The 16,062-nt window shown below is 66.3% G+C and carries 13 protein-coding genes; 4 read left to right on the forward strand and 9 right to left on the reverse strand.

Annotation, left to right across the window (positions count from 1 at the left end; all coding sequences use genetic code 11):
• Positions 1 to 5: 5 nt before the first annotated feature.
• Both T336_RS0105960 and T336_RS0105965 read right to left on the reverse strand, forming a co-directional pair.
• Positions 6 to 1,637, reverse strand: a complete 1,632-nt coding sequence (locus T336_RS0105960; protein WP_026431843.1) for a hypothetical protein — start codon at positions 1,635 to 1,637, stop codon at positions 6 to 8.
• A 150-nt stretch (positions 1,638 to 1,787) separates the two neighbouring features.
• The gene (locus T336_RS0105965) at positions 1,788 to 2,570 is read right to left on the reverse strand and encodes a LuxR family transcriptional regulator (RefSeq protein ID WP_237711384.1); all 783 of its coding nucleotides are present in this window, start codon (positions 2,568 to 2,570) and stop codon (positions 1,788 to 1,790) included.
• A 256-nt stretch (positions 2,571 to 2,826) separates the two neighbouring features.
• Here T336_RS0105965 and T336_RS0105970 point away from each other — a divergent pair, with 256 nt between their 5' ends.
• Together T336_RS0105970 and T336_RS0105975 are read left to right on the forward strand one after the other, a co-directional pair.
• Positions 2,827 to 3,549, forward strand: coding sequence for an HpcH/HpaI aldolase family protein (locus T336_RS0105970; protein ID WP_244883873.1), 723 nt, complete (start codon positions 2,827 to 2,829; stop codon positions 3,547 to 3,549).
• Positions 3,546 to 4,244, forward strand: coding sequence for an RraA family protein (locus tag T336_RS0105975; RefSeq protein ID WP_026431845.1), 699 nt, complete (start codon positions 3,546 to 3,548; stop codon positions 4,242 to 4,244). The genes T336_RS0105970 and T336_RS0105975 overlap by 4 nt, the downstream gene beginning before the upstream one ends.
• An 18-nt stretch (positions 4,245 to 4,262) precedes the next feature.
• On the opposite strand, the gene T336_RS0105980 is transcribed toward T336_RS0105975, so the two are convergent.
• From T336_RS0105980 to T336_RS0106005, 6 genes are read right to left on the reverse strand one after another with little or no spacing between them, the layout of a single operon-like run.
• Entirely contained in the window at positions 4,263 to 5,885 is a 1,623-nt protein-coding gene (locus T336_RS0105980; protein WP_051647061.1) for a dipeptide ABC transporter ATP-binding protein, read from the reverse strand.
• Positions 5,882 to 7,495 carry an ABC transporter substrate-binding protein gene (locus T336_RS0105985; protein ID WP_026431847.1) on the reverse strand — a complete coding sequence of 538 codons (1,614 nt, stop codon included), beginning with the start codon at positions 7,493 to 7,495 and terminating at the stop codon, positions 5,882 to 5,884. The genes T336_RS0105980 and T336_RS0105985 overlap by 4 nt, the downstream gene beginning before the upstream one ends.
• 6 nt (positions 7,496 to 7,501) lie before the next feature.
• On the reverse strand, positions 7,502 to 8,374 hold the full coding sequence (locus T336_RS0105990; RefSeq protein ID WP_026431848.1) for an ABC transporter permease: 873 nt from the start codon (positions 8,372 to 8,374) through the stop codon (positions 7,502 to 7,504).
• Positions 8,371 to 9,294: an ABC transporter permease gene (locus T336_RS0105995; RefSeq protein ID WP_026431849.1), complete on the reverse strand. Its 924-nt coding sequence runs from the start codon at positions 9,292 to 9,294 to the stop codon at positions 8,371 to 8,373. The genes T336_RS0105990 and T336_RS0105995 overlap by 4 nt, the downstream gene beginning before the upstream one ends.
• The gene (locus T336_RS0106000; protein ID WP_026431850.1) at positions 9,291 to 10,163 is read right to left on the reverse strand and encodes a nitrilase-related carbon-nitrogen hydrolase; all 873 of its coding nucleotides are present in this window, start codon (positions 10,161 to 10,163) and stop codon (positions 9,291 to 9,293) included. The genes T336_RS0105995 and T336_RS0106000 overlap by 4 nt, the downstream gene beginning before the upstream one ends.
• 14 nt (positions 10,164 to 10,177) lie before the next feature.
• Entirely contained in the window at positions 10,178 to 11,083 is a 906-nt protein-coding gene (locus T336_RS0106005; protein ID WP_026431851.1) for a proline iminopeptidase-family hydrolase, read from the reverse strand.
• 153 nt (positions 11,084 to 11,236) lie between these two features.
• On the opposite strand from T336_RS0106005, the gene T336_RS0106010 reads away from it, so the two are divergent.
• The gene (locus tag T336_RS0106010; protein WP_244883874.1) at positions 11,237 to 12,364 is read left to right on the forward strand and encodes a porin; all 1,128 of its coding nucleotides are present in this window, start codon (positions 11,237 to 11,239) and stop codon (positions 12,362 to 12,364) included.
• 255 nt (positions 12,365 to 12,619) lie between these two features.
• Here the strand turns inward: T336_RS0106010 and T336_RS0106015 are convergent, their stop codons facing one another.
• A complete protein-coding gene (locus T336_RS0106015) occupies positions 12,620 to 12,937 on the reverse strand; it encodes a hypothetical protein (RefSeq protein WP_026431853.1) in 318 nt (105 codons plus the stop codon).
• A gap of 350 nt (positions 12,938 to 13,287) precedes the next feature.
• Between T336_RS0106015 and T336_RS0106020 the strand changes: the two genes are divergently transcribed.
• Positions 13,288 to 15,825, forward strand: a complete 2,538-nt coding sequence (locus T336_RS0106020; RefSeq protein WP_026431854.1) for a discoidin domain-containing protein — start codon at positions 13,288 to 13,290, stop codon at positions 15,823 to 15,825.
• Positions 15,826 to 16,062 lie beyond the last annotated feature (237 nt).

A 16,062-nucleotide genomic window follows, 5' to 3' on the forward strand; every position in this document is an offset into this window, starting at 1 on the left:
CTGCGTTAGCGCGGCTGCGAAGAGGTCTCCCAGATGTCCGGCGTGGTCGCGACCAGCCCGCGCAGGTCGCGCCAGGCGGCGGCCGGCGCAGGGAGCGTTTTCTGGTCATTGACCGCCGCCACCGCGAAGGCGACCATCCGATCGCGTATGCGATCGCTTTCCGCCTTCGGCCAGATCGACAACTGGTGCGGCCCGCGGACCACTGCGATGTCCCTCAGTCCGCGGATCCGGTCGTAGGCTGCCACGGTGCCTTCCAGCGATTCCGCCCGGTCCCAGAGGCCCTTGGCGAAAAATGCCGCCGGCCACCGGTCCATGTGCGCCAGTACGGCCGAGTTCGGGTAGAACTGCACATGGTTTTCCGCAGCCATCCCGGCCAGGAACAGGTTGCGGTCGGCCAGGTCCGGCGCATCGGGCAGATATGCCGCGCCGGCAGTAAAGGGTGAATACAGCAAGGTCCCTTTGATATTGTCGAAATGCTTGGCCGGGCTGCAAACGACGGTCGGCATGTCATAGCTGCAGCCGCCGGCATAATTCTTGGTCATGGCCCATCCGGTGGTCATCGAACCCCGGGAATATCCAAGCAGCAACAGCGGAATCTCGCGGGCTTTCATGCCTGCCATCAGCCGGCCACGCGCCGCGGCGCCTTCCAGTTCTTCACCACCAGCGGTCAGCAGGCGCATGCCGGCCCCGTGTTCCATCTGCTCCAGCACCCTGAAGATATCCTCGCTCTGCTCCAGCGTGTTGGTGTCGCTGAAGCCGCCCGATAATCCTTCACCGCGCCGGTCGTAAGCCAGCACATCGAAACCGGCACGATTCAGCGCATCGAGATGCTCTCTCCAGGTCCTCATGCCGAAACCTTCAGTCGTGGCATTGGGAAAACGCTGAAAACGCGCACGCCGCGTCACCGGATCGACGGTGACGGCGACATCCCCCGGATCCTGGATGGCAGTGATCTGGTCACCGCCCCCGGCACTTGCAATCACCAGCGCGCGTTTTCTTGCGCCATTCTCAGCCGGCACGCCCAGCCCCTCGATATACCAGCCGCGCAGCTTGATATCACCCGTCATGCCGAGTCTGTTGATTTCCAGCGGATCGTGCGGCACGGTGAATTCGACCACGCTGGTTCGCGCATCTGCTTGCGCGATGCTCTCGAGATAAGGAGCGCGGGCGAAGAAAGCTGGCCGGCGGATATCCCGCAGATCCACCTGGCCCTCGGGGTCGATCCTGCCGGCCGGATCGACCAGTCCGGTCACCCGCGTGGCGCGGGCCTTGTTGGGCGGCAGCCAGCGCTGCATGTCCCTTTCGATGCGGGCTCGGCAGGCAGCATCGGCCTTGCACGAAAACCAGCGGGCCTTGAGCTTCTCGTCGGTGAACTCGTCCACCGCATAATCGCCGCGATAACCCAGCGGCGGCTTGTGGGCCGTCAGCAGCAGGGGAACGCAGGCGGCCCGGCCGTTCGCCTGGGCGATGCGATAGCCGGGCAGTTCTGCATTGCGGTCGGCTCCAACCCAGGCCTTGCAGTCGGTGGGAGGCGTGATGCGCGCCTGCCGTTCAGCGCCGGGCGTCAGCGCGCAGGCACTCAGCAGCAGGGTCACGGCGGCGGTAGCGACGGCCGGGGCGGCGAAAAACGGTTTCACGGCGATTCCTGATTTCTAATTCCCGGCAGTACGGACTGCGGAGGGTGTTCGGAACACCGATGCTGCGCGCAGGCCAGCGTCGCAGCAACTATCAGAACTGATAGTTTTTTCCAGCGGCCGCCGTGGAAGAATCCAGGCAGGTGGTTCGCTTCATTGCAATGCCCGGATCCCGGGATTCCGGGACAAATATCCAAAATGGGCGGCACGCGCAATCATCTGAGCACGGTTGCGTCCGCCGAGTTTGCGTGCCGCCGACTGCAAATGGAAAACAATCGTCGATTCTGCGCGATTCAGGCGTGCCGCAATCTGCTTGCTGGGCATGCCTTCGGCCGCCAGCAATACACATTCATGCTCCCTGTCGGACAGCGCGACATCATGGGGAGTCAACTGGTTTTTCGTGAAGACTTTCAGCAGTTGATCGTTCAGGATATGGGCCATATACGCCAACCGCATCACCGAATCCACCAGAGACATCTGCTTTTGCGCAAAATGATCGTCCTGCCACATGGCCGTCAGGGTGGCGAAACGATTGCCCGGCATATGCAACGGCACCGTGACGCCACGCGTCATGCGCCATTCGGTCAGAACGCTGGAAACGCTGCGCGCACTACCGCCGAGCATGGGCTGCAGCACCGATTCCTCGTCCTGCCGATACGACCAGAAAAATGCGCCCGAACCCCGCAAGGCCAGCGCCTGTACCGGATCGACTTGGTACATGCCTTGTTCGACCCAGAGTTTTCGCATTTGCCCCGGCATATTCCGGTATTCGAGAACACTGGGCGTCATCAAAACACCCTCGGGCGTCATCGAGACCGGCGAAAAATCATAGATGGCCGCATCGAATCCGAGTTCGCGGGCCGCGGAAAACGTCTGGTCGATGCAGAGGCTGACCGCCGAATCTTCATGGACCAGGGGTTTCTCGATGATTTTCATCTCAGCGTGCATCAGGTTGTCCGTCTTTTCACCACTTTGGTGCGCAGAATAAATCCCGCGAACCGGGGGGCACAAGCTGGCAATCCCTAGGCAGGATCCCGCGCCTTTTTCGCCACCACCGAAGCAATCCACATGCCATGGCCTCGCAGGCGAACCCGTCCGCGGTGCTTTCCGTTCCTCCACTTCCATCAGGACTATGTCTATGCCACCTCCGCTGAAATCCAACCGTGTTTTGCAGTCCCTCACAGAGGGCCGCATGTGTACCGGCTGCTGGCTGTTCATGGGGTCGCCCGTGGTCACCGAAGTGCTGGCCGACATGCCGCTCGGAGCGCTCATCATCGACCTGGAGCATTCGCCTTCCGGCCTGGAGACGGCGATCGAGCAACTGCGTGCCGCCGCGCCCTTCGCGCCGACCATGCTGGCACGGGTGCCGGGCTTCGATTCGGACCGCATCAAGCCGCTGCTCGACGCCGGCGTCGAGGGTATTCTGGCGCCCAACGTGGAGTCCGCCGAGCAGGTCGAGCGCTTGGTCGATGCCTGCCGCTACCCGCCGCTCGGTCGCCGGGGACTGCACTACACGGTTTCGCGGGCGGCTGCCTGGGGCGCCCACGCCGGCACCTACGCCGCGCACGCAGACCGCAACACCCTGGTGGCAGCCATGATCGAATCGGCCCGCGGCGTCGAGGCCATTCCCGCGATGGCCGCCGTGCAGGGCCTGGACCTGTTCTTCATCGGCCCGCTCGACCTGAGTGCCAGCATAGGCAGGCCCGGGGAGTACGACAGCCCAGAGTTCATCGAGTTGTGGACCGAGGCCGAGCGGCGCTGCCGCGAGTCGAAAATCGCCCTCGGGGGCACGTTGCTGCCGGGCCACGGTCTGGCGGCGCTGGCCGCGCGCGGCTACGGCTTTGTCACCGTGGGTTCGGACGTCACCCTGCTGCGCCAGGGCGCGCTGCAGCAACTCGGGGGAGCCGGCGCATGAGCGACGTCCGCTTGTTCACCCGCTACCGCATCGACCCCGCGCCGCAGCCGTTGGGCGAGGCGCTGGTACGCCGGCTGGCCACCATCGATACCTCGACCCTCGGGCATGCCGTGCCCTGGTACCTCATGTCGCAGCGGTTGAAGGCGCTGCAGCGGGGGCGCCGCGTGGTCGGCACCGCTGTCACCCTGTCCATTCCCGGCGCCGACTCGACCCTGCTGCACCATGCGCTGGGACAGCTGCGGCCGGGCGACCTGCTGGTCGTCGACCGGCTCGGCGACACCCGCCATGCCTGCTGGGGAGGCATCGTGACGGCCGCGGCGCAGCGTGCCGGCGCAGCCGGCGCAGTGATCGACGGTCCGTGCACCGATCTGGACGAGATCACCGCGAGCGGTTTTCCGCTGTGGTGCACCGGCACCTCGCCGGTCACCACCCGGCTGCTCGACTGGGGTGGCAGCCTCAACCGCCCGGTGGCGTGCGGAGGATTGGTGGTGCAGGCCGGCGACGCGGTGGTGGCCGACGCCGACGGCGTCATGGTGCTGCCGCGAGCCGAGGCCGAAGCGCTGGCCGCATGGGCCGAGGGCGTGCAGGATTTCGCCTGCACGCTGCGCCGGCAGGTGCTCGACGGGCAGGCGCTCGGCGAGCTCAGCGGCGCCAGCGCACTGGTGCGCCGTTCCCTCGACGCGGACGGGGCCTGAGTTCAGGCCTCGCCTGGATCAGTCCCGGCGTTTCGGAAGCGCCGTCAGCAACTGGCGCGTGTAGGGATGGCGGGGCGACGAGAACAGCAGGTCCGGCGGCGCCGTCTCGACGATGCGCCCCTGGTGCATCACGGCGATCCGGTCGGCGATGCCGCTGGCCACCCGCAGATCGTGGGTAATGAACAGCAGGCCGAAGGACAGGCTGGCCTGCAGTTCAGCCAGCAAGGCCAGCACCTGCTGCTGGATCGACACGTCCAGGGCGGCCACCGACTCGTCCGCGATCAGCAGTTCCGGCTCGACCGCCAGCGCCCGCGCGATGCAGACACGCTGCCGCTGGCCACCAGAGAATTCGTGCGGATAACGCTGCGCCGCCTGGGCGCTCAGGCCGACCGCCTCCAGCCAGCCGGCGGCGCGCTGCCGTGCCTCGGCCGGCGGCATGCCGTGGATGATCGCGCCCTCGGCGATGGCGTCGCCGACCGTCTGGCGCGGATCGAGCGCGCTGTACGGGTCCTGGAAGACGATCTGCACCCGCTTGCGCAAGCCGCGCAGTCTGCGTGCATCGACGCCGCTGAAGGCTTCGCCCGACACCCGCACCGTGCCCGTGTCCAGCGGCATCAGCCCGACGACGGCGCGGGCCAGGCTCGACTTGCCCGACCCCGACTCGCCAACCACCGCCACCGTCTCCCCGCGCCGCAGCAACAGTTCGACATCGTCCAGGGCGACGACCGTGCGGGCACCGCTGGCATAACGTTTGCCCAGCCCGCGGGCTTCCAGCACCAATGTCCTGGTGTTGGGGCGCGCGGGGCGCGGCGTCAGCGTGGGCATGGCACCGATCAGCCGGCGGGTGTAGTCGTGGCGCGGGCGGTCGAGCAGTTCGGCGACCGGTCCGCTCTCGACCGCGAGGCCGTGCTGCATCACCACCACCTCGTCGGCGATCTGACCGACCACGCCCAAGTCGTGGGTGATGAACAGCACGGCAGTGCCCAGCCGCCGCTGCAGCCCGGCGATCAACTCGAGCACCTGGCGCTGGTTGCCGACATCCAGTGCGGTGGTAGGTTCGTCCGCGATCAGCACTGCCGGTTCCAGCGCGATCGCCATGGCGATGGCCACCCTCTGGCACTGACCGCCCGACAACTGGTGCGGATAGGCGCGCGCCAGCCGCTCGGGGTCGGGCAGGCCGACGTCGTCGAGCAGCCGCAGCACCCGCACCCGCACCTCGGCCCGCGGCAGATCGGTGTGCAGTCGGAACACCTCGGCCACTTGCGTGCCGATCCGCTGCGCCGGATTGAGCGACGCCATCGGCTCCTGGAAGATCATGGCGATGCGCCGGCCCGACAGGCGGCGCCGCGCCCGCTCGGGCAGGGCCAGCAGATCCTGCTGTTCGAACAGGGCCTGGCCGGTCTCGACCCGCAGGGCCGGGTCCAGCAGGCCCATCAGGGCCAGCGCCGTCATCGACTTGCCGGAGCCGGACTCGCCCACCAGGCACAGTGTCTGGCCGCGCCACAATTCGAAGGACAGGTCGCGTACCGCGTGCGAACGGTCGGCGGCACCTGGCAGGGCGATGCCCAGGCCGCGCACGGACAGCACTGCTTCGGAGCAGGTCTGCACCGGGGTGATTTCCGGGATCTGGTTTTTTGTCATGTGTGCAGGTATCCGCCGTACAACCGCATTTCGAACTCGGGCACGGGGGTCCACCGGAAACGCCCCGCGTGGGCCCAGCTGGCGACGGAGCGCCACAGATAGAGGCCCGGCATTTCCTGCTCCCAGCGCCGTGCCAGCGCCTGGGCTTCGCGCTGCCGGTCCGCAAGGGCCACGGCCGCTGCATAGGCGCGACCTCGTTCGACGAAGTCGCGCGGCGGGTCCCAGAGCCGCCAGGCCGCGGTCGAATGCAGGCCTTCAGGGCCCCAGTCGAGCCAGAGCGGCTGATAGGGGTCGCCGGGAATGAAGCTGGTGCCGCCGGAAATCGACAGCAGATGAAAAGGGCGCTTGTAGCTGAGCTGGAAGTTGTCGAGGAACTGCACCTGGACATTCAGCCCGACGTCCTGCCACATGGCGGCCATGATCTCGGCCGCGGCGTCGTAGTTGGGCCAGAAATTGCGCGTCACGTGCCAGATCAGCGGCTCGCCGCGGTAGGCCGTCTGCGCAATCAGGCGGCGCGCGGCCTGCGGATCGTACGGGTTCATGCCCCGCGCCTTCGGGTCGTAGAAGTCGCCGTACTCGGGGAAGTTGAAAGGGGGATCGGGGAAAAACGTTTCGTCGTGGAACAATGATCGGGCGATGGCCGGCATGTCCACCGAACACGCCAGCGCGCGGCGCAGGCGCACGTCCACCAGCGGGTTGTCGGCCGGGTCCGGCCGGCAGTTGAAGGCCACCGCGGGATAGTTGTTGATCTGCCGCGCGAGCAGCGTGGTGCCGGCCAGTGCCCGCACCTGGTTCTCGGCATCCGTCGGGATCGAGGTGATGAAATCGAACTCGCCGGTCGCCAGTCCCGCCAGCCGCCCGGCGTATTCGGGCACCAGGCGAAAGTGCAGGCTTTTTGCCGGTGGCGGCCCGCTCCAGTGCCGGTCGAAAGCCTCCAGCACCGCGCCCTCGCTGCTCTTGTATGCGCGGACGCGGTAGCTGCCGGTACCGATGGGCGCCTGGCCGAACGCATCCACGCCGCGCCGCAGGTAGTCGGCCTTGGGCACCACATAGCCGATATAACCGGCCAGCTTGCCGGGCAGGTGAATGTCGGGTTCACGCGTGGTGACCTGCACCGCGTACCTGCCCACCGGCCGCACGTCCACGAAACCGGCGGCGTAGGTGCGGCCGCGCGGCTCGTGGGCATGCGCGCCCCAGAGCCGCTCGGCGGACAGGGTGAAGGCGACATCCTCGGCGGTCATGGGGCTGCCGTCATGGAAGAGCACGTCTTCGCGCAGCGTCAGGGTCCAGGTGCGGTCCTGGCGTGTCCAGGTGGTCGCCAGCCGCGGAGCCAGGGTGCGGCCGCTCGGGTCGCGGAGGTAGTCGACCTCGATCAGCCGGTCGTACACATTCGGAAAGATGCGGATGCTCGGGTTCGAGATGCCGCTGACCGGCGCGATGTTGCGCCACAGCGCCTCGACCGCGATGGTGATGCCGGGGCGGGCGCCTCTGGCCTCCGGAGCCGTGCCGCCTGTTGTGGCCGTGCCGGCCCTGGCGGCCCGGCAGTCCGCCGAGAGCCCGCCCAGGGCAGCGGCGGTCGCGGCGATCAGTGTGCGTCGTGTCAGGTTCATGTCGGTTCAGCCGCCTTGCGCGGGTCGCGGTGTGGCGGCCTGGGAAGAACGCAGCGTCGGGTCGAGCCGGTCGCGCAGCCAGTCGCCGACGATGCTGATGGCCAGGGTCATCGCCAAAATCAGGGTGCCGGGCACCACGCAGATCCACCAGGCGGTCGACAGGGAATCGCGGCCGTCACCCATGATCTGGCCGAGGCTCACCAGCGGCGGCTGGATGCCCAGTCCCAGGAAACTCAGGGCGGATTCCAGCAGGATGATCTGCGGGAAAGTGAGCGTCAGCTGCACGATGAGCGCACTGGCAATGTTCGGGAACACATGGCGACGGTACAGCCACCAGGGCGAGGCGCCCAACGTGACCACCGCCTCGGCATAGGGCTGCGCCCGTGCCGACAGCACGATGCCGCGGGTGATCCGCGCATAGTGTTCCCAGCCATAGAGCGACATCAGGCCGACGGCGAGCAGCATCGAATTGCCGAAGAAGGCCAGCAGCGTCAGCGCGATCAGGATGAAAGGCAGGGACGACTGGATGTCGACCAGCATCATCAGCAGTTGGTCGACCCATCCGCGCAGGTGTGCCGCCGCCAGGCCGACCAGGATGCCGGCGATGGCGCCGACCAGTGTGCCGGCCAGCGCGACCAGCAGGGACACCCTCACGCCCGATGCCAGGCGGGCGACCAGGTCGCGCCCCAGCACGTCGGTGCCGAGGAAATGCCCGGTTTCGCCGCCGAACCCGACCGGTGGCAGCAGGCGGGCCTCCAGGTTGAAATGCCCTCCGCCGGCGGGCGCCAGGGCGGCGCCGAACAGCGCGAACAGCAGCAGGGCGGCAAGCAGGGCCAGGGCCGCCGCCACCGGCAGGGGAAACGCGCTCGACCGTTTCATCGCTGCACCCGCACGCGGGGGTCGAGCACCGCATACAGCAGATCGACCAGCAGGTTGGCGCCGACCATGATGCAGGCCAGCATCAGCACCAGCAGTTGAACCAGCGACAGGTCGCGGGCCGACACGGCGGCCACCAGCAGCCGGCCGATGCCGGGCCAGCCGAAGACCGTCTCGACGACCACCGCACCGCCGACGATGGCGCCGACGTTCAGGCCGATGACGGTGACTATCGGAATCGCCGCGTTGGGCAGGGCGTGCACGAAGATGCAGCGCAGTGGGCTGGCACCCTTGGCGCGCGCCGTGCGCACGTAAGGCCTCCCCAGCACTTCGAGCATCGCGGATCGGGTGAAGCGCGCCAGCGTGCCGGCGATGTACAGGCCGAGGGTGGCGGCCGGCATCAGCAGGTGCTGCCAGCCGCCGGCGCCCGAACTGGGCAGCCAGCGCAGGGTGAAGGAAAACAGCAGGATCAGCAGCACGCCGAGGAAGAAGCTCGGCATGGCGAACCCGAGGACCGACAGAGACATCACGATGCGGTCGATCCAGCCGTTACGGTGGACCGCGGCCACGATGCCGGCCGGAATGCCGACCAGGATGGCGATGAGGTATGAGGCGCCCGCGAGCGTCACGCTGTTGGGCAGCTTTTCGCGGACGCTGGCCCAGGCGGGCCGGCCGTCCTGGTAGGAAATGCCGAAATCACCCTGCGCCAGGTGCGACAGGTAACTCATGTATTGCTCACCGAGCGGGTCGTCGAGATGCCAGGTCTTGCGGAACTGTGCGATCTCGTCGGCCCGCGCATCCGGGCTGAGCATGGCCACCGCCGGGTCGCCTGACAGGCGCAGCACGACGAAGGTCAGCGTGACCACGCACCAGAAGGTCAGCAGCGCGCGGGCAAGGCGCACCATCCATTGTCGGCGGCTCACGGCAGTGCTCCCGGTGCGACGGCCGGCACCTGGATATGGCGGATTTCGCCCAGGGTCCGGCCGCGCGCCAGGCTGGGCAGGCGCACGCGGGTCTGCCGTACCCGCTCGGGGTCGATGTCGGCATAGATGATGGCCGGTGTGTCGCCGGCCGCGGCGATGACCTCGCCAAAGGGCGAGATGACGCGGCTGTGGCCGTACACCCGCACGCCGTCGCGTTCGCCGCACTGTGCCGCCGCCACGACGTAGCTGCCGGTCTCGATGGCGCGCGCCTTGAGCAGGATTTCCCAGTGCAGCGGGCCGGTGACCACCGAGAAGGAAGAGGGCGCCATCAGCACGCTGGCGCCCGCCTGTGCCAGGGCGCGGTAGAGATGGGGAAACCGCAGGTCGTAGCAGATGCTCATGCCCAGCGTCAGCCCGAGTGCGTCGATGCTCGCCAGCGTCGGGCCGTTTTCGCCCGGACGCACCGCGGCCGACTCCTGGAAGGTACCGACGCCGCCCAGTTCGACGTCGAAGGTGTGCAGCTTGTCGTAGCGCGCGACGACCTCTCCTTCCGGCGAGACGAGGTGGCTGCGGTTCCACACGCGCTGGCCGTCCTCGGTGCGCACCAGCAAAGAGCCGGTGTGCACCCAGACCTTCGCCCGGCGTGCGGCCGAGCGGCACAGCGCCAGTGTGGTGTCATCCGCTTCCGGCACGCAGATCGCGGGATACCGCAGGTTATCGCGCAGCAGCAGGTTGGCGGCCTCTGGAAAACACACCAGCCGCGCGCCGTTCGCGGCGCCTTCGGCGATCGCCTCGGCGATGGCGGCATTGTTCGCGGAAACATCGGCGGTGCTGCAAAGCTGCACCACGGCGAAACAGGTGGAAATCATCGCGGTTGTCCCGTTCAGGATTCGTGCTGCGCCAGAAAGCTCGCCACCGCGTGCATGGTGGGACCGCGTTCTTCCAGGTGGCACATATGGGATGAATCGGGCATGACGACGGCACGTGCGCCGGGAATCAGCGCCGCATAAGGCGCTATGCAGGCCTGAGTGGCTTCGTCGTAATGGCCCGAGATAATCAGGGTGGGCGCCAAGACATTATTCAGCCGATCGTCGATCTGCCAGTCCTTCAGGCTGCCGATGACGTGGAATTCGGTGGGGCCGTTCATGGTGTGATAGACGGTCGGGTCGGATTCGATGGCGGCAAAGGTATGTTTTACCTCATCGGGCCACTCGGGCAGGCGGCAGACGTGGCGCCGATAAAAAGCCTCGGTGGCCTTCAGATAATCGGGGTGGTCGAATCTCCCGGATATTTCGTGTTGTTCCAGGGCGAGGCGCTCCGGCGCCGGCAGGTGGGCGCGCAGCCGCAGCGCCTCGGCCACCCAGACCGGGAAGGAGGAGGGCGAGGACACGATGACCAGCGCCCGCAGGCCGGCCGGCTGCCGCACTGCGTGTTCTGCCGCCAGCATGCCTCCCCACGAGTGACCGAGCAGGTGGTAGGAATCGGATATTCCGAGGTGCGACAACAGGTTGTCGAGCTCTTCGAGAAACAGCTCGACCGTCCAGAAATCGGCGGGCGCCTTGGGAAGGTGGCTGGACCGGCCGTTGCCCAGCTGGTCGTAATGGACGACGAGGCGCCCGTCGTCCGCCAGGTCCTGGAATGCCAGCAGGTAGTCGTGGGTGCAACCGGGGCCGCCGTGTGCGATCACCAACGGTGTTTTATCCGAAGCGGGATTCCCGGTAATTCGATACCAGGTGCGATGTTCCCCGTAGGGCGCATAACCCTCCCGACTGCTGTGGCTCGCCGACATTCATTTCCTCCTGATGCACGAGGCTTCCAATGATTGCGGAATTCTGTTCGGCCCGGCGGCGGGACACAACTATAAGAACTGACAGTTTTTTATGGCACCCGCATGGCTTCAAATCCGATGACCTTTGGTTCGAGCCACTTTTGGAGAATCGACGTGAAAAAGTCTTTCATGGTCCTGGCGGTCATTTCGGCATCGGGCGGCGCCGCGGCGCAGTCCTCGGTCTCGATTTACGGCACTATCGATGCCGGCGCAGGCTATATCAAGTCCACCGGCGCCGGCCATATGACCGGCCTGGTGACCGGCGGCAATACTACCAGCCGCCTTGGTTTTCGAGGCACCGAAGACCTGGGGGGCGGATGGACGGCAAGCTTCCGGTTGGAAGGCGCGGTGCAGAACGATACCGGCGGCGGCGCCAGTGCGGCCACGGGGTTCGATTTCCAGCGCCGCTCGACCATCAGCCTGAGCGGCCGGTTCGGTGAATTGCGCATGGGCCGCGACTTCGCCGCGCACTTCGTCAACCAGTACACCTTCGACGTCACCGGCTCGCGCGGTGTCGGCCAGATGGAAACCCCAGGCGTCTCGACCGCCGGTGCCAACCAGAATGCTTTCCGCGTCAATAACGCGGTGGCGTATTTCCTGCCAGGCACCCTGGGCGGCTTCTACGGCCATGTGCAATATGCTTTCGGCGAACGCCCGTCGAGCACCGCGCCGACAGCCAATGCCAGCGGCATCAGCAACAGCGCGGCCAATGCGGCTACCAGCAAGAGCGGCAATTACCTGGGCCTGCGCGGCGGGTTTGCCGGCGGTCCCCTGAACGTCTCGGTTTCCTACGGCCAGCAGATGGACGCTATCCGTACCGTAGGCACTTCCTTCTATGCTGCCAATTACAGGACCGCCAATATCGGTGCAGCCTACGACCTCGGTTTCATCAGGCCTTTGGCATTCTTCCAGCGCGAGCAGATGGCCGGGCGCGGCGCGATTCCAGGTTTCCGTTTCGACACCTTCAATATCGGGGCGACCGCGCCGTTCGGCCCGCATACGGTGCGGGTCCAGGCTTCGTACTACGAGGTGAAGAACACCAGCCGCGAGGCCAGCAAGATTTCTGCGGGCTATATGTACAACCTGTCGAAACGTACGTTCCTCTATGGCGAGGTCGGCCGCATCAACAACAAGGGCGGCAACACCATGACCTTCGCGGGCATCGGCGGGCTGTCGTCGCCGGTGCCGACGCCGGGAGGAAGCTCGACCGCGTTCACCGTCGGCCTGACCCACTCCTTCTGAGGCGGCAGGCCGGCATGCGCTGGTCTCGGCGGGGCAGCGATTGAGCTACATCGTGGTGCTGCTCGCGCCGGGCACCAGCGCCCCTTGCGACACGAAGTCGCAGTATGAACTGTATGTCAGCTGCGGAGAGACCAGGAGCCCTGGCGAATCATGCTGGAGCCTTGGTGCGCCGGTAGCGGCATCGTCGTTCTGCAGGATCTGCTGGTTACCACAGGTCCTGCCGCCACTGGCCGGATGGGGCCGGTCACCAGCCGATTACATCCGCTGGCACGCAGCGGGCTGTCCCCCTTGCGCCGCCGCATGCCAGCTCTTGCCCTTGGACTTGTCCTTGCAGTTGTGGGCATCGCGATTGCTGAGCACTTTCCCCTGGCATTTGGCGGCAGAGCAGCACTGCTGGACGGTCGCATTGACGTCGCATTCCGCATTGGCCGCCTGTTCCGTGTCTTTGCGCGAGGCCCCATCCTGCTTGCCCGCGACGGCTGCGGGAGCATCGCCGGATGACGGTGCCTGGGCGAACACATTCGCACCGGAAATGGAGACGAGCAACGAGGCGATGAGCAACAGCTTTTTCATGAAAAACTCCTCCTTGAATGCCGGATTGGCATGGGCATGATAGGGAATGCCAGTGGTTTTCCATGCGTCAGGTAATAACGTGTAATCCCTTTGCGATCCTTGAGCGGATGGCCTGAAGTGGAAGAGGGCGGACGCGCCCGCTGGATATTTTTTATATTAAGTCTTATAAATAAAAATTATGCGAAAAATGCCGCGCACGACGACCCATTGGCAGCATTTATCGAATGCGCAGTCCGGTAGAGAAACTGCAGGCCTCCACGGGTATTGAGTGCAGTGGCCAATGCCAGAATTCGCCCGCCCCGGTCGAATCGGGCCCCGCGACTTCCACAATCATTCCAACAAGGGAATCCATGTTTCAAAAAAACCGCACCGCTGCCGTGTCCGTCGTGCTGTGCTCATTCCTGCTCGCGGGGTGTGGCGGAGGGCAGGGCGGCTCCGGTTCGGCCAGCGCTGAAGCCGCCATTGCCGGAGTTCCCGCCATCACGGAGGGCACGGCGAAGAATGTCCAGGCCAGCCAGGCCGTCCAGGCCCGCGTCTTCGCCCACCCCGGTGCGCCGCTCACCCGCTCGGACCTCGAAACGCTCAAGTCATACGTCGATCAGGGCCGGCAACCCTGGAAATCCGCCTTCGACCTCTTGTCGAAAGACGGCAAGGCCCAGCTGACCTACCGCATGCAAGGCCCGTTCGCCAAGGTGAGCCGCGCCCCGGACGAGAATCTCTGGCCCTGGCGCAACGACATGGTCGCGATCTGGAACCTGTCGCGGATGTGGTATTTCACCCGCAACGAAGACTATGCGAGGAAGGCCCGCGAGATCCTGCTGGCCTGGGCCACCCAGCACACCGAGTTCTCGGGCCGCGAGTCGATGCTCGACCTGGGCGACTATGCCTACATGTTCGTGGGGGGTGCAGACATCCTGCGCGGCACCTGGTCGGGATGGAAGGAAGCCGATACCGCCACGGTGAAGAAATACTTCAAGGATGTCCTGATACCGGCCTCCAACCCCTATGGCGAGAACCAGTTCGGGGCGGCCAACAAGGGCGCGCTGGCCCTCGTTTCCCTGGGGCTGCTGTCCATCTTCAACGACGACGCGGAAACCCTGGACAAGGTGGTCCAACTGGTCCGCACGCTCGCACATATCGGCCTGCGCAATTCCAACGACATCGGGATGCTCGGCGACTCGCTCCGTGACCAGGGCCACGCCTACGGGCAGCTGCGGTCGCTGGCCATGCTCGCCGAGGCGCTGTGGAAGCAGGGCATCGACATCTATTCCGACCTGGATGACCGCCTCCTGGCCGCGGGGGAATATTTCGCACGGGTGAACGAGCTCGTCCCGACGGCGGCGCTGCCCTTCGGCACCACGGACCGCTACTACGCCTCCGACGTCACGGGCCATGGCTGGCGCGGCGCCAACGGGGGCAACATCGCGCTCGAGCAGATCCATGCCGCCTACGTGCTGCGCAAGGGACTGCAGGCGCCGTTCATCGCCCGCAGGCGCCTGTGGATGCCGGTGGACGGCAGCAGCTTCATGTTCCTCAAGGACACCGACACCTCCAGGGCGGCGCCTGCACCGGCGCTTGCCCTGCCTGCCACGGCATCCATCACGTCAGGATTCAGCAACATCGACATCGGTGGCGCCACGCCCCCGGGCTCGGCCACCTACGCCAGCGGGACATGGACCATCCAGGGGGCGGGCTCCGACATCTGGGCAACGGGTGACAGCGCCCACTTCACCTACAAGGCCATCGACGGCGACGGCGCCATCATCGCGAAGGTCGAGTCGGTCCAGAACACCAGCGCTGCCGCCAAGGCGGGCGTGATGATGCGCACCAGCCTCGAGTCCGGCGCGCCGCGTGCCTGGATGGCGCTCACCAGCCGCAGGCAGGTTGAACAGAACATGGCGAAGCTCGCCGTCTATGGCGGGCTGAACTATGCGAACAAGGCCCACGACCTTCCCGAAGGGGCGTCGTCGTACTGGGTGAAGCTCGAGCGCATCGGCAACATGATCACCGGCTATGTCTCGCCCGACGGCACCAACTGGGCTGCCACTGATGTCGGCCGCATGGATGCGCCGGTACCCGGCACGATCTATGTCGGCCTGGTGGTGTCCTCGAATGCCAACGGCACGCTGAACCGTTCCACCTTCAGCCACGTCGAGGTCACCGGCGGCGACGGCGGCGCAGCCGCGACCGTCCCAGAGGCTCCCGCCATGCTGCTCGCCTCGCCGGGCGACGGCGCCGTGCCGCTGCGCTGGCAGGCATCCTTCGGGGCCACACGCTATGCGGTCCAGCGCGCCACCTCCAGCAGCGGCCCCTACCAGGTCATCGCGCCGAGCGTCGCGAGTACCCGCTACACGGACACCTCCGTGAGCAATGGCGTGACCTACTACTACACCGTCACCGCAACCAACTCCGCCGGCACGAGCGGCAACTCGTCCCAGGACAGTGCCACTCCGGTAAATCTTCAGTCCGTGGTGAACATCGCCGTGGGCGGCACCGCATCGGACAGCGCGGGCAATGCGGCCAACGCCGGAAGCGCGTTCGACCAGAACTCCGCGACGCAGTGGTTCCACCCGGGCACCACCGGCTGGCTGCGGTACGACCTCGGCAGCGCTCGCACCGTGGAGCGCTACACGGTGACCAGCTCCTTCGACAAGGTGCCCCGCGATCCGAAGGACTGGCAGTTCCAGGGCTCGAACGACGGAGCGGCCTGGACGACGCTGGACGTGCAGGGCGCCCAGCAGTTCGCCGAACGCTATGAGATCAAGACCTATGCGGTCGCGCAGCCGGCGGCCTATCGGTACTACCGGCTCAACATCACGGCCAACAATGGGGACGCCACCTTCACGGATCTTGCGGAGCTGGGGTTGATGGCATCTGGCAAGCAGTGACGGGAAGAGGGCAGAGGGCAGGGGGGCCGGCAACTGCGAAGAACAAGCGCGAGAACGCGGCGATGTCCTGCTCTTCGCGAAAGCAGGCATGGCTTCGCATGTGCGACGGCGTCTCGACTGCCTGTGGAGGAGAGTATCGGCTTCCATTCAAGGAGTCGGACATGGGGGGCTGCATTTCAGGGCTGGGCGGAAGCTCAGGTAGGCCACGGCACGCTACGGAAGCGGCGGGGTCACAAG

Origin of the sequence: Paracidovorax oryzae ATCC 19882, from assembly GCF_000687165.1 — a bacterium.
Lineage (GTDB): Bacteria > Pseudomonadota > Gammaproteobacteria > Burkholderiales > Burkholderiaceae_C > Paracidovorax > Paracidovorax oryzae.